The organism is Vibrio alfacsensis (assembly GCF_019670485.1).
Taxonomy (GTDB): Bacteria; Pseudomonadota; Gammaproteobacteria; order Enterobacterales; family Vibrionaceae; genus Vibrio; species Vibrio alfacsensis.
Map to the genome: position 1 here is coordinate 835,128 of NZ_AP024165.1, position 25,398 is coordinate 860,525.

The window sequence follows — 25,398 nt, forward strand, 5'->3', positions numbered from 1 at the left end:
ATCTCGTTATAATCCCCCAGAGTTTAAACATTGAGAATGTGAAAAGCGAATGAAAACAATTGAGGTTGATGAGGATCTATACCGTTTTATTGCAAGTCAAACTATGCATATCGGTGAAAGCGCCTCGGATATTTTGCGACGCCTTTTAAACCTTGATGGCCAGTTGCAGGAAGCAGAACTTGCTCCTGTTATCGAGCAGCCTCAAGGTATTGTAGTAAGTAAAGATGCGGGTAAAACAGATTCTGTAGACTTAGTGAAAGAGATGCGTTCTCTGCTGATTTCTGATGAATTTGCCGGATTAAAGAAAGCGATTGATCGCTTCATGTTGGTGCTATCAACCTTACATCAATTGAATCCAGAGGGTTTCTCTCAGGCGACCAAAGTAAAAGGACGCAAGCGTGTTTACTTTGCTGACAATGAAGAAACGCTATTGGCGAATGGCAATACTACCAAACCAAAAGCAATCCCAGGAACACCGTTTTGGGTAATCACGAATAACAACACCAGTCGTAAACGACAAATGGTTGAACAAGTGATGGCTAATATGGAATTCCAACCGGACTTAATAGAAAAAGTGACAGGTTCAATTTAAGAAACCTGATAGAAGCCTCATAATGTGTAGCGTTTAGCGGATATTATGAGGCTTTTTTGATTTTGTAAGTATATTTTTAGAAAGGATGTCAAACATGGCTATGCACCCTCGTGCTGGGCAAAAAGCGCAGCAGGAAGATCTTCACAATATCCCAGCACTCGTTGCTAACTACTTCTTACTTCAACCAGATGCGGCGAATGCAGAACACAAAGTTCAATTTGGCACTTCTGGCCACCGCGGCACCGCAGATAAGCACACCTTTAACGAAAGCCACATTTTAGCGATTGCTCAAGCGGTAGCGGAAGTTCGTGCTGAGCAAGGTACAACGGGTCCACTGTTTGTGGGTAAAGACACGCATGCGTTGTCGGAGCCTGCGTTTTCTAGTGTGATTGAAGTGCTGATTGCAAATGGCGTGAAAGTGATTGTGCAGGAAGACAATGGCTACACACCAACGCCGGGTATTTCCCATGCGATATTAACTTACAACATCACGCACGATGACAAAGCAGATGGTATCGTAATTACACCATCTCACAACCCACCACAAGATGGCGGTATCAAATACAACCCGACGCATGGTGGCCCAGCAGAGGCTGAACTAACTCAAGCGATCGAAGATCGTGCGAACGCTCTGATTGCTGAAGGTTTGCAAGGCGTTAAACGCCTACCATTAGCAGAAGCGAAAGCATCGGATCTATTTGTCGAGATGGACTTGGTGAAACCATACATCGATGATCTAGTGAACGTTATCGATATGGAAGCCATTCAGAAAGCAAATATTAAGATTGGTGTTGATCCACTAGGTGGCAGCGGTATCGATTACTGGCGTCAAATTGGCAAGGCATACAACCTAGACCTCACACTAGTGAGTGAAGCGATTGATCCATCTTTCCAATTCATGTCTCTAGACAAAGATGGCGTAGTGCGTATGGACTGTTCTTCGCCTTACGCAATGGCAGGTTTATTGGCACTTAAAGACGAATACGACTTGGCATTTGGTAACGACCCTGACTATGACCGTCATGGTATCGTAACGCCAAAAGGTTTGATGAACCCGAACCACTTTCTAGCAGTGTGTATCGATTACCTATACCGTCATCGTGATGCGTGGGGTAAAGACGTTGCTGTTGGTAAAACGCTAGTATCAAGTGCTCTGATTGACCGTGTTGTGGCTGATCTAGGTCGCGAGCTTTGCGAAGTACCTGTTGGTTTCAAATGGTTTGTTGATGGCCTATACACTGGTAAGTTTGGTTTTGGCGGTGAAGAAAGTGCGGGTGCGTCTTTCCTTCGTAAAGATGGCACGCCTTGGTCAACAGACAAAGATGGTATCTTGCTATGTCTTCTAGCAGCAGAGATCACGGCAGTAACAGGTAAGAACCCACAAGACTACTATGAAGAGTTGGCTGCTAAGCATGGCGAGTCTAAGTACAACCGTATTCAAGCTGTAGCGAATGGCCCACAAAAAGACGTATTGAAGAAGTTGTCACCAGAAATGGTTGCAGCGGAAACACTAGCGGGTGATGCAATCACTGCACGTCTAACGCACGCTCCAGGTAATGGTGCTGCAATTGGTGGTCTTAAAGTAACGACAGCTAATGGTTGGTTCGCTGCTCGCCCATCAGGCACAGAAGACATTTATAAAATTTACTGTGAAAGCTTTAAAGGTGAAGAGCACCTAAAACAAATCGAAGCAGAAGCACAAGAAATTGTTAATCAAGTATTTGCAGCCGCAGGCCTGTAATCGAGACGGTATTTTCTTTAAGGGCTGACCATGTGTCAGCCCTTTTTTTCGGCTCTAAGTACTAAACATTTATTTTTCTGTGTTCCCTGTATCGGCATGATTAGGCCAAGAATCTTCAACGATGAACCAAAATTGACCGTTTTGAGTTTGAGCGTGAATAAATCGATTTGATGGTTTGTCGATTGGCGTTAAGTACTCATTGGTACCAATTACCCATTGTGGCTTGGAAAGGGCGTAAAGTGGTTCGCCGATTTGCTCCCATTGGCTTTGATAGCACCAATAGCCAGTGACCTGATTAGGATCTAAGTCGTAGCCTAAGCAAGCTTTAGGAACGTTTTCTCGACTAAAAGGATTGATGTAAAGCCGCCCTTGTATCAGTAAGCGTTCAACAGGGTTTTTATCCAATAGCAATTGTTGATGAAACTCTTCCCTTTGGCTCATTTTGAGCTGATGAGTCAACATACGATCTAACTTTTTGTGCAATTGGTCGTGAGCGTTCGGCCCATACCAAATCCCCTGATGTAACAAATAGAACTTAATCGCAACTTCCCAGTGTTCGTATTCTTCGTCTTCAAGATTTTTAAGTATTAAATCAACCGCCCCAATCGTTCGACCCTTTGAGTCATTCAGTTGAATTTCATCGGCAATGAACTCATACCGTGATGAATCAGTCAGGAGTTTGGTGCAAAGGTGTTGGTATAAGAAGCCGAGTCGAGAGTTCCCATTATAGGTTTCATCTCTTGACAGGGGTAAGGTAGGGATATTATCAACAGTGATAAAAGGGGGAGTGACTTTGAAGAGTGGAGGCGTGTTAGCAATCCATTGATAAAAGCGTTGTAGTGAGTTCATCCATTGTCCTTGTAATTACGAGGAAAGCACTTATTTACCCAAGCACTTATTTGCCTATGCGACGTTAAGAGGTTTGGCTAAGTGACGAGCGCTGAATCTTGTCTCTTTGAGTTACTTGAATGTATTGTATCGAAATTTTTTCAGGTTGGGGATGCCACAACTAGCATCCTGATTGTGGTTCGATATACACTTCCAATAAGCTAAAAATATTGGAAGTGATAATGAATAATTTACAGCTAGAAAAGATCCTGAACGAGAAATTATCCCCTCAACTCATTAAAGATTATGCACCTAACGGTATGCAAGTTGAGGGTAAATCAGAAATCAAACGTATCGTAACTGGCGTAACCGCTTCCCAAGCATTGATTGATAGAGCCATCGAGGTAGAGGCTGATGCATTGCTTGTTCACCATGGATACTTTTGGAAAGGTGAACCAGAGCCCATTCGAGGAATGAAAGGAAAGCGTATTCGCAGCTTGATTAAAAATGATATTAATCTTTACGGTTACCATTTACCGTTAGATATTCATCCAGAATTAGGCAATAACGCTGAGCTTGCACGTTTGTTGAATATTAACGTGGAAGGTGGGCTAGAAGGTCACCCACAGTCTGTGGCAATGTTTGGTCGTTTGAAACAAGCGATGACTGGTGCTGAGTTCGCAAAAAAAATCCAACGAGTATTAAACCGTGAGCCTCTGCATATCGAGCCTAACAATGCCGACAAATTGATTGAGACGGTAGGTTGGTGTACAGGGGGCGGACAAGATTACATTGAGCTTGCTGCACAGCATGGTCTAGACGCTTTCATCTCCGGTGAGATTTCAGAGCGAACAACTTACACTGCTCGAGAGTTGGATATTCACTATTTTTCGGCAGGGCATCATGCAACTGAGCGTTATGGCATCAAAGCGTTAGGTGAGTGGCTCGCAGCAGAACATGGGTTGGATGTAGAGTTTATCGATATTGACAATCCCGTTTAAGTTCAAACAGAAAGGGTTGCGATTTACATTGCAACCCTTTTTTGTTTTTCTTAGAGCTTAGATCTTAGAGCTTATTCGCGCTCATGCAGAGGAGCAAAATCGCGCTGACTTTCACCCATGTATAGCTGACGAGGACGACCAATACGGTTTAGTGGGTCGCTGTGCATTTCGTTCCAGTGAGCAATCCAACCGATAGTACGAGAAATCGCGAAGATTACCGTAAACATCGAGACTGGAATACCGATCGCTTTTAGGATAATACCTGAGTAGAAGTCTACGTTCGGGTATAGCTTCTTAGATACGAAATATTCGTCAGAAAGTGCAATACGTTCAAGCTCCATCGCTACATCTAGTAGTGGATCTTTAATGTTTAGCTCTTTTAGCACTTCGTGACAGGTTTCACGCATCACAGTAGCACGAGGGTCGTAGTTTTTGTATACGCGGTGACCAAAGCCCATTAAACGGAATGGGTCGTCTTTGTCTTTTGCGCGCTCTACAAATTCAGGAATGTTATCGACACTGCCGATTTCTTCAAGCATCTTCAGACACGCTTCATTCGCACCACCGTGAGCAGGGCCCCATAGAGAAGCAATACCTGCGGCAATACAGGCAAATGGGTTTGCACCAGATGAGCCTGATAGACGAACCGTTGATGTTGAAGCGTTTTGTTCGTGGTCTGCGTGGAGCGTAAAGATTTTATCCATCGCACGAGCCACAACTGGGTTCACTTCGTACTCTTCACATGGATTAGCAAACATCATGTGCAGGTAGTTTTCTGCGTAACTTAGATCATTACGAGGGTAGATAAATGGTTGGCCGATAGAGTACTTGTAACACATCGCCGCCAGTGTTGGCATTTTTGAGATGAGTCGATACGCGGCAATCTCACGGTGCTCATCATTATTGATGTCTAGTGAGTCGTGGTAGAACGCTGCTAGTGCACCAACAACACCACACATCACCGCCATTGGGTGAGCATCACGACGGAAGCCATGGAAGAAGCTTGCGATTTGCTCATGCACCATAGTGTGGCGAGTTACGGTTGTTTTGAATTGCTCATATTGGTCACGGGTTGGGGCTTCACCGTATAGCAGGATATAACAAACTTCTAAGTAGTCTGCGTTATTGGCTAATTGATCAATCGGATAACCACGGTGCAAAAGAATACCTTTGCCGCCATCGATATAAGTGATTGATGATTCACAAGATGCAGTGGCAAGAAAACCAGGGTCAAAAGTAAAGTAACCATTGGCTCCCAGTTTACGAACGTCAATTACAGGCGTACCAATAGTACCATCCATAATTGGTAGCTCGATTGGCGCATGACCTTCAACATGAAGGGTCGCTTTCTTATCCGCCATAACAATCTCCTTTGCTTATTATTTAATCCGTCCAGGATGTTTATGTGCCATTTTTGTACTGTTGTTAAAGCTTAAAGTCAATTTTTCTCCATCTTTGTGTGCACTTGTTATGATTTTTCTCATGAAAATCGTTAAAAATCTGTTCTATGTAGCATAATTTGTTACATCAATTGTATTAGAATGTTGCTAGCCGTATATTGGCTCAGAAAATTTTGGTTAAATCCTTATAAGTTCGGGTCTAAAAACAAAAGTGAGGTTTGTTTATAGCACTCGACAGTTAACAACTCATTTACAATTATCTCTTGGATTGTTGGGGTTATTTGTTAATCAATTGTTAACTTTTGCACATTTGGAAGCTGAAATTGGTTATAACAATAAATGCTCAATGGAGCTGAGTGAGCAAGCCCGTGAAAGAAAGAAAGTCAAGACCTGTTAATTTAGATTTACAGACCATCCGCTTTCCCATCACAGCAATCGCGTCAATCCTACACCGTGTCTCTGGTGTGATTACGTGTGTTGCGGTGGGTATATTACTTTGGTTACTGTCCATATCTCTGTCATCCCCGATAGGTTTTATGGAAGCCGCAGACATTGTTGATGGCTTCTTCGTGAAACTGATTCTATGGGGCATCCTAACTGCACTTGCCTACCATATTGCTGGTGGCGTTCGTCATCTATTGATGGACTTAGGTCATTTCGAAGAGCTCGAATCAGGCGCGATGAGCGCTAAAGTTACGTTCGGTGCAACTGCAGTGCTATCACTATTGGCGGGGATCTTGGTATGGTAAAACACGTATCTTCATTTGGTCGTAATGGTGTGCACGATTTCCTACTTATTCGCGCGTCAGCCATCATTATGACGTTATATACGATTTATCTGGTGAGCTTTTGTGCTTTCTCGGATATCTCTTACGCATCTTGGACCCAATTCTTTGGTGGTACATTCACTAAAGTCTTCACCATGTTGGCCCTTGTTTCCGTTCTTATCCATGCATGGATTGGCCTGTGGCAAGTGTTAACGGATTACATTAAGTGCGCGAAACTTCGTGGCGCACTACAACTTGGTGTAATTGCCGTGCTATTCGGTTATGTCTTCTCTGGTCTATTTATTTTGTGGGGTGCGTAAGTGTCTATTCCAGTTCGTGAATTTGATGCCGTAGTAATCGGCGCTGGTGGTGCGGGCATGCGCGCTGCACTGCAAATTTCAGAGCAAGGCCTATCTTGTGCTTTGCTGTCTAAAGTTTTCCCAACTCGTTCTCATACGGTTTCGGCGCAAGGTGGTATTACCGTTGCGCTAGGTAACTCGCATAAGGATGATTGGCAATGGCATATGTACGACACAGTAAAAGGTTCAGATTACATCGGTGATCAGAATGCGATTGAGTACATGTGTAAGAACGGCCCTGAGTCTGTTATTGAGCTAGAGAAGATGGGCTTACCATTTTCTCGTTTTGATGATGGCTCTATTTACCAACGCCCATTTGGTGGCCAGTCTAAAGAGTTTGGTGGTGAGCAAGCTGCACGTACGGCAGCGGCAGCGGACCGTACTGGTCACGCGCTTCTTCATACTCTCTACCAGCAAAACGTAAAACACAAAACCACGATTTTCTCTGAATGGTACGCACTAGACTTGGTGAAAAACCAAGATGGCGCAATCATGGGTTGTACGGCTATTTGTATGGAAACGGGCGAGATTTGTTACTTTAAATCGAAAGCAACCATCCTAGCAACAGGTGGTGCGGGTCGTATCTATGCGTCTACAACCAATGCTCATATTAATACCGGTGACGGCGTTGGTATGGCGCTGCGCGCTGGCGTTCCGATGCAAGACATGGAAATGTGGCAGTTCCACCCAACAGGCATTGCTGGCGCAGGTGTTCTAGTAACAGAGGGCTGTCGTGGTGAAGGTGGTTACCTTCTAAACAAAGACGGCGAACGCTTTATGGAACGTTACGCACCAAACGCGAAAGATCTTGCGGGTCGTGATGTTGTTGCGCGCTCAATGATGATTGAAATCCGTGAAGGTCGTGGTTGTGATGGACCTTGGGGACCACATATTAAGCTGAAACTGGATCACCTAGGTAAAGATGTTCTTGAGTCACGCCTACCCGGCATCTGTGAACTTTCACGCACGTTCGCTCACGTTGACCCAGTTAAAGAACCAATTCCAGTTATCCCTACGTGTCACTACATGATGGGCGGTGTACCGACTCAGGTTTCTGGTCAAGCGATCAAACAAATGGCTGACGGCAGCGATGTTGAAGTTCAAGGTTTGTATGCTTGTGGTGAAATCGCATCAGTATCGGTACATGGTGCGAACCGTCTAGGTGGTAACTCACTGCTTGACCTTGTGGTATTTGGCCGCGCAACAGGCCTGCACCTTGGTGAAACATTGGCAGCGCAAGCTGAGGCTCGCCCGGCAACAGAATCTGATATTGAAGCGTCTCTTGCACGTACCATGCGTTGGGAAAACAGTAAAGGCGGCGAAGACCCAGTTCAAATCCGCAAAGATTTACAATCTTGTATGCAAAATAGCTTCTCGGTATTCCGAGAGGGGGACGCAATGGCGACCGGCCTAGAAGAATTGAAAGTCATTCGAGACCGTCTACAAAATGCACATCTTGCTGATAAGTCCTCAGAGTTCAACACGCAGCGTATTGAGTGTCTTGAATTGGATAACTTGATGGAAACGGCTTTCTCGACAGCGGTCGCAGCAAACTACCGTACAGAAAGCCGTGGTGCACATGCCCGATTCGACTTCCCAGAGCGTGATGATGAGAACTGGCTATGCCACTCAATTTACAACCCGGAAACAGAAGCGATGACCAAGCGTGATGTAAATATGACGCCGACCCACCGTGAGGCGTTCCCACCAAAAGTACGTACATACTAAGAGGAGGAAATGACGATGAAACTTAACTTCTCTTTGTATCGCTACAATCCAGATGTTGATACAAAACCATACATGAAAGACTATGTCCTTGAAGTGGATGAAGGTTCAGACATGATGGTTCTGGATGCACTTATTCTGCTAAAAGAGCAAGATCCAACGATTGCATTTCGTCGCTCTTGTCGTGAGGGTGTATGTGGTTCAGATGGCCTCAACATGAACGGCAAAAATGGCTTAGCGTGTATTACTCCACTTTCTGCTTTATCTGGCGAACAGATTGTCATCAGACCGCTACCAGGGCTACCAGTAGTGCGCGATCTTATCGTTGACATGACACAGTTCTATGATAACTATGCAAAAGTTAAGCCTTTCTTGATTGATGACGGCGCGTTGCCACCATCAAGAGAAAACTTACAGTCACCAGATGAACGTGCACATTTAGATGGATTGTACGAATGTATCATGTGTGCATGTTGTACGACTTCTTGCCCATCTTTCTGGTGGAATCCAGACAAATTTATCGGCCCTGCTGGTTTACTCGCGGCCTATCGTTGGTTAATTGATAGCCGAGATACGGCAACTGATGAACGTTTGTCCGATCTTGATGATGCATTTAGCGTTTTTCGTTGCCATGGCATCATGAATTGTGTAAGTGTTTGTCCTAAGGGGCTAAATCCAACGAAAGCTATCGGACATATTAAGTCGATGCTGGTGAATCGTTCGATTTAATTAACAACAAAAATTGCCGACCTACTTAGGTCGGCTCTTAATAGCTCGGCGCAGACCGAAGCAAACGTGAAAACTACTGGTTAAGGGAAAATATGCACAACGGCGTGATGAAGGCATGGCTCGAGTCTTCACACTTGGCTGGCGCCAATGCAACGTATGTAGAGGACCTCTACGAACTGTATCTAAGTGATCCCGATCTGGTAAGTGAGGAGTGGAAACGCGTATTTGATGAGTTGCCTAAGAACTCAGAAGAAGTGGTTGAACAGCCACATTCGCGTGTCCGTGACTACTTCCGACGACTCGCTCAAGAAACAAAGCATTACAGTGTCCAAGTTAGTGATCCAGATGTCGACGCTAAGCAAGTAAAAGTTCTTCAGCTTATCAACGCATACCGCTTCCGCGGTCATGAAGCTGCAGAGCTCGATCCTCTAGGTCTATGGCAACGTCCACCTGTGGCGGAGCTGGACCCTGCATTCCACAATCTCACCGAAGATGACTTCGCAGAAACTTTCAACGTAGGTTCTTTTGCCGTTGGCCAAGAGACGATGCAGTTGAAAGATATCTACTCAGCACTGAAGAAGACTTACTGTGGTTCTATCGGTGCCGAATACATGCACATGACTGACACAGAGCAAAAGCGTTGGATTCAACAACGTTTAGAGTCTGTCGTAGGTCAGCCATCTTTCGATAAAGACGAAAAACGTACATTCCTTGAGGAGCTAACGGCTGCTGAAGGTCTTGAGCGTTACTTGGGCGCTAAATTCCCAGGCGCAAAGCGTTTTTCACTAGAGGGTGGTGATGCACTGATTCCGATGACAAAAGAGCTGATTCGTCATGCTGGTAAGAGTGGCATGCGTGAAGTGGTTATCGGTATGGCTCACCGTGGACGTTTGAACATGCTGGTCAACGTTCTTGGTAAGAAGCCACAAGATTTGTTCGATGAGTTTGCGGGTAAACACGATGATACATGGGGTACGGGTGATGTTAAGTACCACCAAGGTTTCTCTGCTGACTTTGCGACACCAGGTGGCGATGTTCACCTTGCGTTAGCCTTTAACCCATCTCACCTTGAGATTGTAAACCCAGTCGTTATCGGTTCTGTGCGAGCTCGCCAAGATCGCTTAGGTGATTTTGAGGGCAGTCGCGTGCTGCCAATCACTATTCATGGTGACTCAGCGATTGCTGGTCAAGGTGTGGTAGCAGAGACATTCAACATGTCTCTTGCGCGTGGTTTCTGTGTCGGTGGTACAGTGCGTATTGTTGTAAACAACCAAGTTGGTTTTACAACCTCTAACCCTCGTGATACACGCTCGACCATGTACTGTACTGACATCGCGAAGATGGTGCAGGCGCCTATTTTCCACGTTAATGCTGACGATCCAGAAGCGGTCGCTTTCGTAACACGTATCGCATTGGATTACCGCAACGAGTTTAAGCGTGATGTTGTGATTGATTTGGTTTGTTACCGTCGTCATGGTCATAACGAAGCGGATGAGCCGAATGCGACTCAGCCGTTGATGTACCAGAAAATCAAGAAGCATCCAACGCCTCGTAAGCTATACGCAGATGTATTGATCGACAAAAACGAATCAGACATTGAAGTCGCTACACAGCTTGTTAATGAATACCGTGACGCACTGGATAAAGGTGAAGTTGTGGTAAAAGAGTGGCGTCCAATGGCATTGCATTCGGTTGACTGGTCTCCGTATCTAGGTCATGACTGGGATGTTGCCTGGGAAAGCAAGTTCGATGAAACACGTCTAAAAGAACTTGGTCAGCGTCTCATTCAATACCCGGATAGCCATAAGCTACAAAGCCGTGTAAACAAGCTTTACAACGATCGTGCTGCCATGATTAGCGGTGAAAAAGCGATCGATTGGGGTATGGCAGAAACGTTAGCTTATGCGACGATCGTCGATGATGGTAAGCGTATTCGTATCTCTGGTCAGGATTCAGGCCGTGGTACTTTCTTCCACCGTCACTCGGTGCTGCATAACCAAAATGACGCAAGTACCTACATTCCGCTTGCTAATATTCATGACAAACAAGGTCCATTCCAAGTCTTTGACTCAGTGTTGTCTGAAGAAGCGGTATTGGCATTTGAATACGGTTACGCAACGGCAGAGCCAAGTGGTCTAACAATTTGGGAAGCACAGTTCGGAGACTTCGCAAACGGCGCACAGGTTGTGATTGACCAATTCATCTCGTCCGGTGAGCAAAAATGGGCTCGTCTGTGTGGCTTGACGATGCTTCTTCCACATGGCTATGAGGGTCAAGGCCCTGAGCACTCCTCAGCGCGTCTTGAGCGTTACTTGCAATTGTGTGCGGAACAAAACATGCAAGTTGTAGTGCCATCTACGCCAGCACAGGTTTACCACATGATCCGTCGTCAGGTGGTGCGTCCGATGCGTCGCCCACTGATAGTTATGTCACCTAAGTCGTTACTGCGTCATCCACTTTGTACATCAACATTGGAAGAATTGTCTGATGGCACATTCCAACCTGCAATTCCGGAAATCGATAATCTGGAAGCAAGCAAAGTGAAACGTGTTGTGTTCTGTTCTGGCAAAGTGTATTTCGACCTGCTAGAGCAACGTCGCAACAACGAACAAGATGATGTAGCTATTGTGCGTATTGAACAACTGTACCCATTCCCGATGGAAGAAGTACAAGCGGCGATTGCACAATACACGAACGTTGAAGATTTCGTATGGTGTCAGGAAGAGCCTCAAAACCAAGGCGCTTGGTACTGTAGCCAACATAACTTCCGTGCTGCTATTCCAGCAGGCGCAGATCTTAAATACGCAGGTCGCCCAGCTTCTGCTTCGCCAGCAGTAGGCTACATGTCGGTGCACTTGAAACAACAAAAAGCGTTGGTTGAAGACGCTCTGAATGTGAACTCAACAACTTCGAATTAAGAACTAGAAGTTAAAGGAAGAAACAGTTATGACAATTGAAATTCTGGTTCCAGACTTACCTGAATCAGTTGCAGATGCAACCGTAGCGACATGGCACAAAAAACCAGGCGACGCAGTAGAGCGTGATGAAGTTCTGGTTGATATCGAAACGGATAAAGTGGTGCTTGAAGTTCCTGCTCCGGAAGCCGGTGTTCTAGAAGCAATCATTGAAGAAGAGGGCGCAACAGTCCTTTCTAAACAGCTAATTGCAAGACTTAAGCCGGGCGCAGTTGCGGGCGAACCAACAGCAGACACGACAGAAGATACGCAAGCGTCTCCTGACAAACGTCACAAAGCAACATTGACTGAAGAAACTAATGACGCGTTAAGCCCTGCAGTTCGTCGCCTTCTTGCTGAACACGGCTTAGAGGCAAGCCAGGTGAAAGGTTCTGGGGTTGGTGGTCGAATCACTCGTGAAGACATTGACGCGCATCTTGCTAACGCAAAAGCCGCACCGAAAGCAGAAACACCTGCGGCGGTTGAAGCGCCAGCAGCGGCTCGCAGTCAAAAACGTGTTCCAATGACGCGTCTACGTAAGACAGTGGCAAACCGTCTTCTAGAAGCGAAAAACAACACGGCAATGCTGACCACGTTTAACGAAGTGAACATGAAGCCAATCATGGACCTTCGTAAGCAATACAAAGATCAATTCGAAGAGCGTCATGGCATCCGTTTAGGCTTCATGTCTTTCTACGTGAAAGCTGTAACTGAAGCGCTGAAGCGTTACCCAGAAGTAAACGCGTCAATTGACGGTGATGACATTGTTTACCACAACTACTTCGACATCAGCATGGCGGTATCAACGCCACGCGGCCTAGTGACGCCAGTTCTAAAAGACTGCGATACCCTAGGTTTTGCTGATGTTGAAAAAGGCATTAAAGAGTTAGCAATCAAAGGCCGTGACGGCAAGCTAACGGTGGATGAGCTAATGGGCGGTAACTTCACTATTACTAACGGTGGTGTATTTGGCTCATTGATGTCGACACCGATCATCAACCCACCACAATCTGCAATTTTGGGTATGCACAAAATTCAAGAGCGTCCGATGGCGGTGGATGGCAAAGTAGAAATTTTGCCAATGATGTATCTCGCCCTATCTTACGACCACCGTTTGATTGATGGTCGTGAATCAGTGGGCTTCTTAGTAACGATTAAAGAGTTACTAGAAGATCCAGCACGTCTGCTATTAGACGTTTAATATCGCTAAAACGTCGAGTTGCCTGTGATGACTCGACGTCTACGGTAGCTAAGGCTAGACTGGCTCAGCGTCTGGCCTTCACTTGAACTGCTCGGATATACAATAAGCAGTTGATTTGAGAAGACCCTACAGATGTACCGCAATCATAGCGGTGTTATGGAAATTATAATTCCCTTAAGGGAAAAACAAACGGAATATCAAAATGAATTTGCATGAATACCAAGCCAAACAGCTGTTTGCAGAATTCGGTTTGCCTGTACCGGAAGGCTACGCATGTGATACGCCACAAGAAGCTTTCGAAGCGGCGGGTCGCATTACTACTGAAAAGAAAGTTGTAAAATGTCAGGTTCACGCTGGTGGTCGCGGTAAAGCGGGCGGCGTTGAGCTACACGACACCAAAGATGGCGTAAAAGAATTCGCACAAAAATGGCTAGGTAAGAACTTGGTGACTTACCAAACAGACGCAAATGGTCAGCCTGTTACTAAAATCCTTGTAGAAGAAGCGTCTAACATCGCCAACGAACTTTATCTTGGTGCGGTTGTTGACCGTGCAACTCGTAAGATCGTTTTCATGGCTTCGACTGAAGGTGGGGTGGAAATTGAAAAAGTTGCGGAAGAAACGCCGGAGCTAATCCACAAAGCAGCAATCGATCCATTAGTAGGCCCTCAGGCTTACCAAGGTCGTGAGCTAGCGTTCAAACTTGGTCTTGAAGGTGACCAAATTAAACAATTCGTTAAGATCTTCATGGGTCTTGGCACTATGTTCTCTCAGTACGACCTAGCGCTACTAGAGATCAACCCACTGGTGATTACTGGCGAAGGCAACTTACTGTGTCTTGACGGTAAGATCAACATCGACTCAAATGCACTATATCGTCAGCCTAAGCTTCGTGAAATGCACGATCCTTCACAAGAAGACGAGCGTGAAGCGCACGCAGCTCAGTGGGAGCTGAACTACGTAGCACTAGATGGTAACGTTGGCTGTATGGTTAACGGCGCGGGTCTAGCGATGGGTACAATGGACATCGTGAACCTACACGGTGGCAAGCCAGCGAACTTCCTAGACGTAGGTGGCGGTGCAACAAAAGAACGCGTAGCTGAAGCATTCAAGATCATCCTATCTGATGACAACGTGAAAGCCGTTCTAGTAAACATCTTCGGCGGTATCGTTCGTTGTGACATGATCGCAGAAGGCATCATTGGTGCCGTGAAAGAAGTCGGTGTAACGGTACCTGTTGTTGTTCGTCTAGAAGGGACTAATGCTGATCTAGGTCGCGAAGTTCTTGCTAATTCTGATGTTGATATCATTGCTGCTGAGTCGCTAACAGATGCTGCTCAGAAAGTTGTTGCTGCTGCGGAGGCTAAATAATGTCTGTACTAATTAACAAAGACACTAAAGTAATCTGTCAGGGCTTCACTGGTGGTCAAGGTACTTTCCACTCAGAGCAGGCGATTGCTTACGGTACACAAATGGTTGGTGGTGTATCTCCAGGCAAAGGTGGTCAAACTCACCTTGGCCTTCCTGTATTTAACACAGTACGTGAAGCGGTAGAAGTGACTGGCGCAACGGCTACAGTAATCTACGTCCCAGCACCATTCTGTAAAGATGCAATCCTAGAAGCAATCGATGCTGGCATTGAGCTCATCGTAACAATTACGGAAGGCATTCCAACCATTGATATGATCGATGTGAAAGTGAAGTTAGAGGAAACTGGCGTTCGCATGATTGGCCCTAACTGTCCGGGTGTTATCACGCCTGATGAGTGTAAGATTGGTATCATGCCTGGTCATATCCACAAGAAAGGTAAAGTGGGCATCGTTTCTCGCTCAGGTACACTAACGTACGAAGCGGTTAAGCAAACGACTGACGAAGGCTTTGGTCAATCTACGTGTGTTGGTATCGGTGGTGACCCAATTCCAGGTTCAAACTTCATCGACATCCTGAAACTTTTCCAAGAAGACCCTGAAACAGAAGCAATCGTAATGATTGGTGAGATCGGTGGTACTGCGGAAGAGGAAGCTGCGGCTTACATCAAAGAAAACGTAACGAAGCCAGTGGTTTCTTACATTGCGGGTGTTACGGCTCCTCCTGGTAAGCGTATGGGTCACGCAGGTGCAATCATCTCTGGTGGTAAAGGTACGGCAGAAGACAAGTTCGCAGCACTAGAAGCAGCTGGCGTTAAGACTGTAAAATCTCTAGCTGAGATTGGTCAAGGTCTGCGTGAAGTGACGGGTTGGTAAGATAAACCAAATAACAAGACACAAAAAGCCTGCAACGTTGCAGGCTTTTTTGTTTTTTATTTTCAATAGCTTAATTTTTTCTAATAATCTAAGCTTTGCGTCGGATCAGCTGGCTTAACATAAACAAACTTGTCGCACTAATCACAACGGATGGGCCTGCAGGTGTATCAAAGTGCCACGAAAGGCTTAAGCCCATGAGCACGGCGATCGAACCAATGATTGAAGCGAAAAAGGCCATTTGCTCCGGTGATGATGATACTTTACGAGCGGTTGCAGCTGGGATGATTAATAGGGAAGTCATAATCAGTGCACCAACAAACTTCATGCCGACTGCGATTACTACTCCCACCATTAGCATTAGAACTAAACGAACCAAGTCAGTATTTACGCCCTCGACAGCGGCTAATTCTTCGCTAACAGTACTTGATAGTAAAGGACGCCAGAATATATACAAGCATGCACTAACGGCAACAACACCAGCATAGATGAACATCAAATCTTGAGGAGATACCGCAAGTAAATCACCAAACAAGTAGCTCATAAGATCAATACGGACATTGTCTAAGAAACTCACTGAGACTAAGCCGATCGAAAGCGCACTATGGGCCAAAATACCGAGTAGGGTGTCGGTAGCAACGAGCTGTTGTTTTTGCAGAGTCACCAATAGTACAGCGAGTGCTAAACAGCAGACTAATAAGGCGAGATATAGGTTTATATTGAGCAGAAAACCAAGCGCCAGTCCCATTAAGGAAGCGTGTGCTAGTGTATCTCCAAAGTAGGCCATTTTGCGCCAAACCACGAATGAACCTAGTGGACCTGCGATAATTGCAATACCAATACCGGCCAGGATTGAGGGTAATAGAAATTCAATCATGTTGATGATGCCCGTGTGAATGGTGAGTGCAAGCGTTCGCATCCCCTTTTACCGGTGAACCGGATAAGTCGTGATGGTGATGTTCGTGATCGTGGTGATAAAATGCCAAAGATTCTCGTGTTGCATTGCCGAATAGCGCAATGTAGGAAGGATGTTGTGTAATCGTCGCAGGAGAGCCTGAGCAGCATACATGATGGTGGAGGCAAATGACGTCATCGGTTTTTGCCATCACTAAATGCAAGTCATGGGATACCATAAATACGCCACAATCAAAGCGATGGCGAATGCTTTCAATGAGGTCATATAAATCAATTTGACCTTGAACATCAACACCTTGAGCAGGTTCGTCAAGCACAAGAAGCTCTGGCCGTTGCAATAAAGCTCTAGCTAACAATACACGTTGGTTTTCACCGCCAGAAAGTCGATGCATATTGCTGCCAATCAGATGATCGGCTCCGACAAGTTTAAGTGCTTCAATACATTCTTGTTTACTGTATTTTCCTGCCAAATTTAAAAAACGGATAACGTTTAGCGGCAGTGAGTCATTAAGCTTCAGCTTTTGCGGAACGTAACCAATTTTTAGTTTGCGCTTTTTAGTCAATTGGCCACTGGTTGGCTTTTGTAGACCTAAAATAACTTTAACTAATGTCGATTTTCCCGCTCCGTTGGGACCAATTAGGGTGGTGATTTTGCCCTTTTCTAATTCCATGGTGATATTGTCGAGAACTCTACGCTCATCGAATTCGACGCACAGTTGTTCAAGACGGACTAGTGAAGACATGAATGAAACTCATTTGCAAATCAATTGTGTTATAATGTAACATTATGGCACTTTCAACGCCATACCCCAAGTAAAACTATGAAAAGAACTATAATTCTTGCAGTCTCAGTAATGTTAGCTTTGCCTGCTCATGCGGTAACGGTTTTAACCAGTATTAAGCCGATTCAAATGATCACAACTGAGCTGACGGATGGTGTTACGACTCCCGATGTCTTACTCCAGAATAATGCCTCGCCACACGATTATGCACTGCGCCCGTCCGACGTTAAGAAAGTGGCATCAGCAGATCTCGTTATTTGGTTTGGTCATGATCTTGAACCGTTTTTGGAAAAAGTGGTGACTGACAGAGACAATACTTTAACATTGAGCCAAATCCCGGATTTGTCGTTACGCGAGTTTGGTAGTGAGCATAATCATGACCATGATGGCCATCATCACGGTACTCATGATCCGCACTTTTGGTTAGGAATTGCGCCAGTTGAGCAAGTGGCAAATGTTATTGCCAACAAACTTGCGGAAGTGGATCCAAGCAATGCGAATGTCTATGCTAAAAATTTGCAAAAATTCAAAGAACAGCTTAAAGCGACAGATGCAGAGATTAAGCAGCAGCTTACGCCTGTCCAAAATAATGGCTATTTTGTCTTCCATGATGCTTATGGATATTTTGAGGAGCGTTACCAATTAAATCAATTGGGGCACTTCACCGTATCTCCAGACCGTAAACCAGGAGCCAAAACACTGATTCATATTCGTAAAACGCTTGCATCTGGTGAGGTTGCTTGTGTTTTCTCAGAGCCTCAATTTACCCCGGGAGTGATTGAGAGTGTTATGCGTGGGAGTGATGTAGGAACTGGTGTGCTTGATCCTTTGGGTAGCGAGATTGAAGTGCAGCCTGGCAGTTACTTCGTGTTTCTCAAAACGCTGTCAAATAACTTTAGTCAGTGCTTGCAGAGTAAGCAGTAATACGTCTTACATCTTAAATTGAATCTGTATTTATCGTGATCTCACAGTAAGAATTGCAACCTTAGTTAAGGCGATACTTTTATCCGGCAGTATTTAAGATATTATTATTCATAATTAGCCGCTCAAAATAACTACATAGGCCTTTAGATTTACGTCTAACGAGTACTAGAGCGGCTCATCATTATTGAATAAAGGATATTCATCTTGCTGCGTTATTTGTCCCAAGTTTTACTGGGGCTCTTACTTTCATTCCCAGTTTTTGCTTTGAATGGTTCAAATTCCATATTTTATCCTCTACCAAGCCAGGCAGAGGGTACGTTCGTTGCAGCAAAACAGCTATTTCTTGGGGCCCAAGGGGGATTGTGGATTCACGATGTCCATGGCCGGGTGCTCTTTTACGATGGTCAAAATACACTGCCGAAGTCCGGTAGTTTTCTGCATCACCAAGCTGAACAGCTAACCTTTCACAAAGGCTCCTTTTGGACATTCGTTGAAAATGAAGTTTATCAAGCTTATCCAAATCAAGAACGACAGCTAATTTTTAGTTTGAATCCAGGTGCACAAATTCGAAAAATTGGTGCTTCAGGGAATTACATTTGGGTGAGCGATGGCGCGAACTTCTACACTTATGACCTTTCAACTAACGAGCTGACATCGACCTCTTTATTGCACTTGTATCAACACAGCAACAACAGCTATGTTTACATTAATGACGCAATTTTTATAGAAACTAAGTGGGTGCTTGCTACAACATCTGGTGTTTATTTGTCAGATGGTGAGCGGTTTAACCATGTTACGAGTTCTGGTAAGAATTACATCGAAAAAGTGTATTACTCACCAGCTCGGCGTGAAATATTAGTCGGAACCTTAAAAGGCGCACTTGTTTTTAATATTTACGATCCGAGTCAGCCAGTGGTTCGAATTGGTGAATCGCATGTGCTGACGTTTGCTGAAAGCAATAAGGAATATTGGATCGGTACGGAACATGGCTTGTATTTGTACTCGTTTTTAACCGGTGACATTACTAAAGTCGCACCGGCAAGTTTTTTAGAGTTGGAACTCGCCGATACAAAGATTTACGCCTTACTCAATGACAACATGGGCGGGATGTGGATCGCAACCAATCAAGGCATTCGTTATTATTCGCTGTTCAGTAAGCAGTTTGAGCGTATTGTTTTTAGTCGCCATGGCTCTCAGTCACTCTCAGGGCGAATTCGCCAAACAGAAGTCGGTTCAGATGGTTCGCTATGGTTCTCAGACGATCATAGGTTGTACCGCTCGACACCTACGGGGATCTATCAGGTGCTTCAAGTGCCATCGAGAATTAATGCGTTTACTTTGCTTGATGGCTATCTTTGGTTAGCGACATCTGAGGGCCTAGAACTTAGGAGAATGGAGGACTATAACCTCGTTACCTTACCTTTCTTATCCCAATTTTCAGAGAAAGCTATTGATCATATTGTTTCTAATGATGCCCAGCAGATCTGGCTTTCAAGTGGCTACCATTTATTCAATCTCAATATTGAAAAACAAAAGGTGCACAGTTTGGGGAGTGATTGGATTGTAAGTCGATACTTACCAGCCAAGCTTACTCAGCTATATGCTTATGATTCCTCGCTACTTATTGGTACTGACCACGGTGTGTATGAATATGATGGTGAAAGGATTCGCTTCAATGATTTTTCTCAGCAGTATGGTGAATCAGTCGATATGGTAACCGCGGCTGATGGTGCTCAGTGGTTTGCCTCTTCTTACGGTGTATTCAAAACGGTTCCGGGGAGCAGGCTAAAACAAGTGGTTGAACTTAGTGTGCCGAACTCTCGACCTGCTTGTATGGTTAGTGATGAAAAAGGTGTTTGGTTATCATCTTCTGTTGGTTTGAGTTATTACCGACTGTCAGGTCAATTGCTTACGCATTACCCGTCATCATCGGGCTTGATTAATAACGAATTTTTGATGGGAGTCTGCGATATACGTCATGGAGACGGACGTGAAAGAACATTATTTTTTGGCTCTCAATATGGTTTGGTTAAGGCGGACGCGTCAACGCTATTAGTCTCAAACACTCCGGAGTCAAAGTTGATCGTTAGTCAGGTCGTATTTGAAGATAACGTTGTAGAGGTTGGAAGCGCACAATTAGAGCGAATGGAATTGCCTTATGGATCGTCGTTGAGTTTTTTATTCGGAGTAATGCCTTATCCTGACCGACAAAACATATATTACCGATTGAATGAGGGAGACAATTGGCAGGTTCTTGAAGGTCGTCAGTTGACATTGGAACACTTGAATACGGGGAATTACCACCTTCAAGTGAGTAATGATGCTCAGAGAAAAGATAATCAAGTGGGCTTGGAAGCTCGGTTTACCGTATTAAAACCGTGGTATTTATCTAAGATAGCGATCATTGGGTTTGTGATAACTTCATTGCTGTTTGTCGTGGTTGTTGTGTATTGGCGTTCTCGATATGTTGTACAAGCAAACCGAGAACTGGCTGCGCAAGTAACGTTAAAAACAAATCAGTTGAGGCATCAAAGCCGGGTGCTACTAAATAGCAATCAACAACTCAGGAAACAAATTCAAGTAAGAAACTTATTGGTTGATCACGTTGCACTCTCGATTAAAGCGAGTATTGACTATATTGCGGAAAATAGACTCAACGACCTTGATACGGCCACTAGTGACCATTTGTCTAAGACATATTGGCAGCTTAATGAATTGAAGCGTGCACCTGAGAGCAATAATGGCTACAGCCAAAACTATAACTTGAGCCAAATTACCCAATCTATTGTTGATGTATGGCAAGAAGACTTCCATAAAGTGGGCATTCGTGTCGATCTTCATGATGAAGAAAAAGCCCACAGAATCGCCTTGGTAAGCTTTAATCTTGATGTCATTTTTAACAGTATATTCGCGAATGTGATTAAGCGCTCTTTTCGTGGGCAATCACTTAAAGTAATTATTGAAGACAACGATGAGACCATTTCACTGAGTTTTATTGACCATGGCAGTCAATTGTCGAATAAAGCGGTGAATTCACGCTTAATGAATAACAGTGATTTAAGCATTGATAACCTGAAAGATTTAGTCGACGCTAGCGGCGGTGAATTATCAATATTTACCTCCGATGCGCAAAATAAGATTCAGATATTCTGGCCACGAGCTCAAGAACAGGTTTCTGTTGAGGAAAACATAACGGAATTTGTTGACGAACCTCAGCAAGAAGAAACCATGACAGCGGAGAGAGAGTGGCTGTTAAAAGTCTATCAGTTAGTCGATGAACATTATCATGATGCCGAGTTTGGAACTGCATCAGCGGCCAAGATGCTCTTTATGTCTGAACGAAGTCTTCAACGACGATTTAAATCGGCTTCTTCAAGAACGTTAAAAGATTACCTGACAGAGGTAAGATTAGAAACGGCTTGTGAGCAATTGCTTGCGGGGGAGAAAATCAGCGAAGTGGCATTCAACTGCGGCTTTAATGACCCATCGTATTTTAGCCAGAAGTTTAAACTGCACTTTGGTTTGCCCCCATCAAAATTTGCAATGACTCAAGATAGCCAAGCGAGTGTGTAGATGCTGCCATAGATTTCTTGTTTAGCCCAGCCTAGTCGCTGGGCTTTTTATTTTTGTAAGAGACATCATCGAGTGTGACTGTTAAAGGCCCCTAAGCTTCGGTGCCGCATTCACATCTTAAATTAATTCATATAAATGTGTGTGCGACTTTTAGCGAGGGCTTTGCGTTGACGGGCATATTAGATGCTAGCTTGTTTAGAGAGAAAGTAGGGCAAGTTTAAATAGTGAGTACTAGAATGCGCATTGAATAGCATAGCAAGTATTAGGAAAGTTCTTGAGATAAGAGATAAGAGATAAGAGATAAGAGATAAGAGATAAGAGATAGAAAAAAATATCGTGGTATAGCCGGGGGGACTATACCACGGGTGTCAATGACACCTTCGCTTGCTGCCGGAGTGGCATGTTTCCATGCCACCTCTGGAATTCAATTGAGAGGTTGCCCTCTCGATGGATTAACTATACGAGGACTTACTTATTTTTCTTATAAAATTAACGACATAATTATATGATTAATCCGACAATACGCCAAAATTGCCTTAAAGCGTTGTTTTTAAATGAGTTTATTTTTATCCTTGATTGGTTAATCTTTGCATTTTCGATGTTAAAGTTTGATTTAATGTTAATTTTGACAAAAGTAACGAGGTTTTTATTTACGATTTTGACGAGTTGTTTTACTAAATCATTCGTAAAATCTTTGATTTCACACAATGAATATTAGTGCACGGAAGAGTAAGATTGGATATTATTCTTAATAATAATATTTATCATTTTCACTACTATTGAAGGCCGTTATGAAGTTATCAGAGATTAAGCCTGGCGAAACAGCAACGATTCGACTTTTGGAAGGTTTGACTTCCGATGTTAGAAAAAAGCTGATGGTAATGGGTTTACTTCCTAATACTGAAGTGAAAGTTATTCGACGAGCTCCAATGGGGGACCCACTGCAAGTCGAAGTGCGTGGCGTTTCAGTTGCGCTGCGTGAAGCTATTGCACAAAACATCGAAGTGGAGCGCGCATAATGCAATACCAAATTCTTACAGTCGGTAACCCAAACAGTGGTAAAACCACATTATTCAATGGACTGACTGGTGCTAAGCAGCAGGTAGGTAACTGGGCTGGCGTAACGGTAGAAAAGAAAACGGGTCAGTTTAAGCACGCAGGTGATGACTTTTTACTGACAGATCTTCCAGGTATTTACTCTCTAGATAGCGGTAATGATAGCAATAGTATTGACGAGTCTATCGCATCACGAGCGGTCCTGACTCATCCAGCGGATCTGATCATCAACGTTGTCGATGCCACGAGCCTTGAGCGCAGCTTATATATGACGCTACAACTGCGCGAGCTTGGTCGTCCGATGATTGTTGTGTTGAACAAAATGGATGCGCTTAAGCGTGAACGCCAAGTCATCAACATTGCAGAACTAGAAAAGACATTGGGCTGCCCAGTGGTGAGTTTGTCTGCAACTAACAAAGCACAAGTTGCTGAGTTTAAAGAGAAGCTACATAAATCTGTCGTTCAAGGTGTTGCTCTTAAAGATGTGTCATTGAACTATGGCGAGCAGATGGAAGCGGCGATCGATAACGTCTCTAATCTTTTTAATGATCAAACTGTTTCTCATCGTGCTTTGGCGATTCGTGCACTAGAGAAAGATGCTCTAGTCCTAAATAGTATGTCCGATGCTGATCGTAATGTGGTTGAAAACGCGATTGTTGGGCTTGAACTTGATGTCGATTTGCATGTTGCTGATACTAAATACACGCATCTTCATGAAGAGTGCAAAAAAGTTCGTCGTAGTGAAGGCAAGCTAAGTAGAAGTGTTACTGAAAAACTTGACCAGTTCATCTTGAATAAGTGGGTGGGCATCCCATTTTTCTTTGTTGTGATGTACTTGATGTTCATGTTCTCTATCAATATTGGTAGTGCGTTCATTGATTTCTTCGATATTGGCGTCGGTGCTCTATTGGTTGATGGTGGTCACCATCTTTTAGACGGTCATCTACCTGTTTGGTTAGTGACGATTATCGCTGATGGTATCGGTGGTGGTATCCAGACGGTTGCTACCTTTATTCCGGTGATCGCATGTTTGTACTTGTTCCTAGCCGTGCTTGAAAGTTCAGGTTACATGGCTCGCGCAGCATTCGTGCTTGATAAAGTGATGCAGAAAATCGGCCTACCGGGCAAAGCATTTGTACCGCTAGTTCTTGGTTTTGGTTGTAACGTGCCGTCAATCATGGCGACTCGCACTCTAGACCAAGAGCGTGAACGTAAACTGGCTGCATCAATGGCGCCATTTATGTCATGTGGAGCACGTCTGCCTGTATACGCTCTGTTCGCAGCGGCATTCTTCCCAGGATCTGGTCAAAACATCGTATTTGCACTTTACTTGCTTGGCATCGTCGCTGCGATCTTTACTGGTCTATTTCTTAAGCATACGCTTTACCCTGGTAGCAGTGATACGCTAGTGATGGAAATGCCAGACTACGAACTACCAACAGTGCAAAACGTTGTGATCAAGACTTGGCAAAAACTGAAACGTTTTGTGCTAGGCGCAGGTAAAACAATCGTCGTTGTGGTTGCGATCCTCAGCTTTTTAAACTCTCTTGGCATGGATGGAAGCTTTGGCAACGAAGACAGTGAAAACTCTGTGCTTTCTAAAGCAGCACAAGTCGTTACTCCTGTATTCTCACCAATCGGCGTTCAAGAAGACAATTGGCCTGCGACTGTTGGTATCATTACTGGTATCTTCGCAAAAGAAGCGGTAGTCGGCACGCTTAATAGCTTATACACCACACCAAGTGATGGCGAAGAAGCGGAGTTTGATCTAATGGCTAGCCTAGAGGAGGCGGTAATGAGTATCCCTGAAAACCTTGCTGGTTTGAGCTACTCTGATCCATTGGGCATTGAAGTGGGTGACCTAACCGACTCAAACGCAGTCGCGGAAGATCAAGAAGTCGATGCTTCTATCTTCGGGAATATCAAATCTCAGTTTGCTTCTGGCAATGCAGCTTTTGCTTACTTGATCTTTATCCTATTGTACACACCATGTGTGGCGGCGATGGGGGCTTACGTACGTGAATTCGGTCATAAGTTCGCACGCTTTATTGCGGTATGGACAATGGGCCTCGCGTACCTATGTGCAACGTTTTACAACCAGTTGACGCATTTTGCAGATAGTCCAATCACCAGTGGTATTTGGATCGCGGTGATCGTGGCAATCTTCCTTGGTACTTACCGCGTATTTAAGCGAATTGGCAAGAAACAACAAGGTGCACTAGAGGTGCAAGTCGTATGATTTTAAAAGAGCTTTATCAATACATTGCAGACAAAGGAACCGTCTCCCAGTCAGATCTGGCTAAGCAGTTTGGGATGAGTGAAGATGGTGCCGACGCAATGCTAAGTGTGTGGATTAAAAAGGGTAAAATTAGCCGTCTAGTCGACACCAATAAAGCTCATGACGTGACTCGAGTACGCTACTCGGTGACCAAGCAAGATGGTCTATCTCTGACAGTGACCATGTAGCGACTATCAAAATTAGTCACGTAAAAAGTCATCACGTAAAAACGACAAAGCCGCATCAGTAATGATGCGGCTTTTCTTTGGCTGTTTTTTTGAGCTCTGGTGATAACAAGTCAGAATGACCAGTTATGTACTCTTAAAGATCAGTTT

General features: G+C 44.5%; 20 protein-coding genes. 16 read left to right on the top strand and 4 right to left on the bottom strand.

The annotated features are described in order from the left end of the window. Positions 1-49: 49 nt before the first annotated feature. Positions 50-592, top strand: coding sequence for a replication initiation negative regulator SeqA (seqA, locus tag VA249_RS03925; protein ID WP_128811361.1), 543 nt, complete (start codon positions 50-52; stop codon positions 590-592). Positions 593-686: 94 nt separating this feature from the next. Then, a complete protein-coding gene (gene pgm / locus VA249_RS03930; protein ID WP_221069034.1) occupies positions 687-2,333 on the top strand; it encodes a phosphoglucomutase (alpha-D-glucose-1,6-bisphosphate-dependent) in 1,647 nt (548 codons plus the stop codon). A gap of 69 nt (positions 2,334-2,402) precedes the next feature. Here pgm and VA249_RS03935 read toward each other — a convergent pair whose 3' ends face one another. Beyond that, positions 2,403-3,182, bottom strand: a complete 780-nt coding sequence (locus VA249_RS03935) for a DUF1853 family protein (RefSeq protein WP_221069035.1) — start codon at positions 3,180-3,182, stop codon at positions 2,403-2,405. Positions 3,183-3,403: 221 nt separating this feature from the next. Here VA249_RS03935 and VA249_RS03940 point away from each other — a divergent pair, with 221 nt between their 5' ends. Beyond that, positions 3,404-4,162 (top strand): Nif3-like dinuclear metal center hexameric protein, encoded by a 759-nt coding sequence (locus VA249_RS03940; protein WP_221069036.1) that lies wholly within the window; start codon positions 3,404-3,406, stop codon positions 4,160-4,162. 71 nt (positions 4,163-4,233) lie between these two features. Here the strand turns inward: VA249_RS03940 and VA249_RS03945 are convergent, their stop codons facing one another. After that, complete coding sequence (locus VA249_RS03945) at positions 4,234-5,523, bottom strand: citrate synthase (protein WP_211919793.1); 1,290 nt, start codon at positions 5,521-5,523, stop codon at positions 4,234-4,236. 395 nt (positions 5,524-5,918) lie between these two features. On the opposite strand from VA249_RS03945, the gene sdhC reads away from it, so the two are divergent. The 8 genes from sdhC to sucD all read left to right on the top strand — a co-directional run bounded on the left by sdhC (position 5,919) and on the right by sucD (position 15,538). Further along, positions 5,919-6,311, top strand: a complete 393-nt coding sequence (sdhC, locus tag VA249_RS03950; protein ID WP_221069037.1) for a succinate dehydrogenase cytochrome b556 subunit — start codon at positions 5,919-5,921, stop codon at positions 6,309-6,311. Then, positions 6,305-6,649 (top strand): succinate dehydrogenase, hydrophobic membrane anchor protein, encoded by a 345-nt coding sequence (gene sdhD, locus VA249_RS03955; RefSeq protein ID WP_128811355.1) that lies wholly within the window; start codon positions 6,305-6,307, stop codon positions 6,647-6,649. The genes sdhC and sdhD overlap by 7 nt, the downstream gene beginning before the upstream one ends. Continuing rightward, positions 6,650-8,416, top strand: coding sequence for a succinate dehydrogenase flavoprotein subunit (sdhA, locus tag VA249_RS03960; RefSeq protein ID WP_221069038.1), 1,767 nt, complete (start codon positions 6,650-6,652; stop codon positions 8,414-8,416). 15 nt (positions 8,417-8,431) lie between these two features. Next, positions 8,432-9,142, top strand: coding sequence for a succinate dehydrogenase iron-sulfur subunit (locus VA249_RS03965; protein ID WP_128812326.1), 711 nt, complete (start codon positions 8,432-8,434; stop codon positions 9,140-9,142). A 92-nt stretch (positions 9,143-9,234) separates the two neighbouring features. Next, positions 9,235-12,060, top strand: a complete 2,826-nt coding sequence (gene sucA / locus VA249_RS03970; RefSeq protein WP_128811353.1) for a 2-oxoglutarate dehydrogenase E1 component — start codon at positions 9,235-9,237, stop codon at positions 12,058-12,060. A gap of 28 nt (positions 12,061-12,088) precedes the next feature. Next, entirely contained in the window at positions 12,089-13,297 is a 1,209-nt protein-coding gene (gene odhB / locus VA249_RS03975) for a 2-oxoglutarate dehydrogenase complex dihydrolipoyllysine-residue succinyltransferase (RefSeq protein ID WP_221069039.1), read from the top strand. A 202-nt stretch (positions 13,298-13,499) separates the two neighbouring features. Next, positions 13,500-14,666 (top strand): ADP-forming succinate--CoA ligase subunit beta, encoded by a 1,167-nt coding sequence (gene sucC, locus VA249_RS03980; protein WP_005426700.1) that lies wholly within the window; start codon positions 13,500-13,502, stop codon positions 14,664-14,666. Further along, the gene (gene sucD / locus VA249_RS03985) at positions 14,666-15,538 is read left to right on the top strand and encodes a succinate--CoA ligase subunit alpha (RefSeq protein ID WP_099079337.1); all 873 of its coding nucleotides are present in this window, start codon (positions 14,666-14,668) and stop codon (positions 15,536-15,538) included. Before sucC ends, sucD begins: the two co-directional genes overlap by 1 nt. An 88-nt stretch (positions 15,539-15,626) precedes the next feature. Here the strand turns inward: sucD and znuB are convergent, their stop codons facing one another. Both znuB and znuC read right to left on the bottom strand, forming a co-directional pair. Further along, a complete protein-coding gene (gene znuB, locus VA249_RS03990) occupies positions 15,627-16,412 on the bottom strand; it encodes a zinc ABC transporter permease subunit ZnuB (RefSeq protein WP_221069799.1) in 786 nt (261 codons plus the stop codon). Next, positions 16,405-17,193: a zinc ABC transporter ATP-binding protein ZnuC gene (gene znuC / locus VA249_RS03995; protein ID WP_221069040.1), complete on the bottom strand. Its 789-nt coding sequence runs from the start codon at positions 17,191-17,193 to the stop codon at positions 16,405-16,407. Before znuC ends, znuB begins: the two co-directional genes overlap by 8 nt. Positions 17,194-17,271: 78 nt before the next feature. Here znuC and znuA point away from each other — a divergent pair, with 78 nt between their 5' ends. From znuA to VA249_RS04020, 5 genes are all read left to right on the top strand, one after another. Beyond that, complete coding sequence (gene znuA / locus VA249_RS04000; protein ID WP_221069041.1) at positions 17,272-18,156, top strand: zinc ABC transporter substrate-binding protein ZnuA; 885 nt, start codon at positions 17,272-17,274, stop codon at positions 18,154-18,156. 204 nt (positions 18,157-18,360) lie between these two features. After that, entirely contained in the window at positions 18,361-21,729 is a 3,369-nt protein-coding gene (locus tag VA249_RS04005) for an AraC family transcriptional regulator (RefSeq protein ID WP_221069042.1), read from the top strand. 791 nt (positions 21,730-22,520) lie between these two features. Then, a complete protein-coding gene (locus VA249_RS04010; protein WP_128811348.1) occupies positions 22,521-22,748 on the top strand; it encodes a FeoA family protein in 228 nt (75 codons plus the stop codon). After that, on the top strand, positions 22,748-25,024 hold the full coding sequence (feoB, locus tag VA249_RS04015; RefSeq protein ID WP_221069043.1) for a Fe(2+) transporter permease subunit FeoB: 2,277 nt from the start codon (positions 22,748-22,750) through the stop codon (positions 25,022-25,024). The genes VA249_RS04010 and feoB overlap by 1 nt, the downstream gene beginning before the upstream one ends. Next, entirely contained in the window at positions 25,021-25,251 is a 231-nt protein-coding gene (locus tag VA249_RS04020; protein ID WP_005426709.1) for a FeoC-like transcriptional regulator, read from the top strand. The genes feoB and VA249_RS04020 overlap by 4 nt, the downstream gene beginning before the upstream one ends. Positions 25,252-25,398: the final 147 nt, after the last annotated feature.

What these genes read in the sequence shown, in the direction of transcription:
- seqA (WP_128811361.1), top strand. Translation starts at nt 50, where the DNA reads ATGAAAACAATTGAGGTTGATGAGGATCTATACCGTTTTATTGCAAGT.
- pgm (WP_221069034.1), top strand. Translation starts at nt 687, where the DNA reads ATGGCTATGCACCCTCGTGCTGGGCAAAAAGCGCAGCAGGAAGATCTT.
- VA249_RS03935 (WP_221069035.1), bottom strand. Translation starts at nt 3,182, where the DNA reads ATGAACTCACTACAACGCTTTTATCAATGGATTGCTAACACGCCTCCA.
- VA249_RS03940 (WP_221069036.1), top strand. Translation starts at nt 3,404, where the DNA reads ATGAATAATTTACAGCTAGAAAAGATCCTGAACGAGAAATTATCCCCT.
- VA249_RS03945 (WP_211919793.1), bottom strand. Translation starts at nt 5,523, where the DNA reads ATGGCGGATAAGAAAGCGACCCTTCATGTTGAAGGTCATGCGCCAATC.
- sdhD (WP_128811355.1), top strand. Translation starts at nt 6,305, where the DNA reads ATGGTAAAACACGTATCTTCATTTGGTCGTAATGGTGTGCACGATTTC.
- VA249_RS03965 (WP_128812326.1), top strand. Translation starts at nt 8,432, where the DNA reads ATGAAACTTAACTTCTCTTTGTATCGCTACAATCCAGATGTTGATACA.
- sucA (WP_128811353.1), top strand. Translation starts at nt 9,235, where the DNA reads ATGCACAACGGCGTGATGAAGGCATGGCTCGAGTCTTCACACTTGGCT.
- odhB (WP_221069039.1), top strand. Translation starts at nt 12,089, where the DNA reads ATGACAATTGAAATTCTGGTTCCAGACTTACCTGAATCAGTTGCAGAT.
- sucC (WP_005426700.1), top strand. Translation starts at nt 13,500, where the DNA reads ATGAATTTGCATGAATACCAAGCCAAACAGCTGTTTGCAGAATTCGGT.
- sucD (WP_099079337.1), top strand. Translation starts at nt 14,666, where the DNA reads ATGTCTGTACTAATTAACAAAGACACTAAAGTAATCTGTCAGGGCTTC.
- znuB (WP_221069799.1), bottom strand. Translation starts at nt 16,412, where the DNA reads ATGATTGAATTTCTATTACCCTCAATCCTGGCCGGTATTGGTATTGCA.
- znuC (WP_221069040.1), bottom strand. Translation starts at nt 17,193, where the DNA reads ATGTCTTCACTAGTCCGTCTTGAACAACTGTGCGTCGAATTCGATGAG.
- znuA (WP_221069041.1), top strand. Translation starts at nt 17,272, where the DNA reads ATGAAAAGAACTATAATTCTTGCAGTCTCAGTAATGTTAGCTTTGCCT.
- VA249_RS04010 (WP_128811348.1), top strand. Translation starts at nt 22,521, where the DNA reads ATGAAGTTATCAGAGATTAAGCCTGGCGAAACAGCAACGATTCGACTT.
- feoB (WP_221069043.1), top strand. Translation starts at nt 22,748, where the DNA reads ATGCAATACCAAATTCTTACAGTCGGTAACCCAAACAGTGGTAAAACC.
- VA249_RS04020 (WP_005426709.1), top strand. Translation starts at nt 25,021, where the DNA reads ATGATTTTAAAAGAGCTTTATCAATACATTGCAGACAAAGGAACCGTC.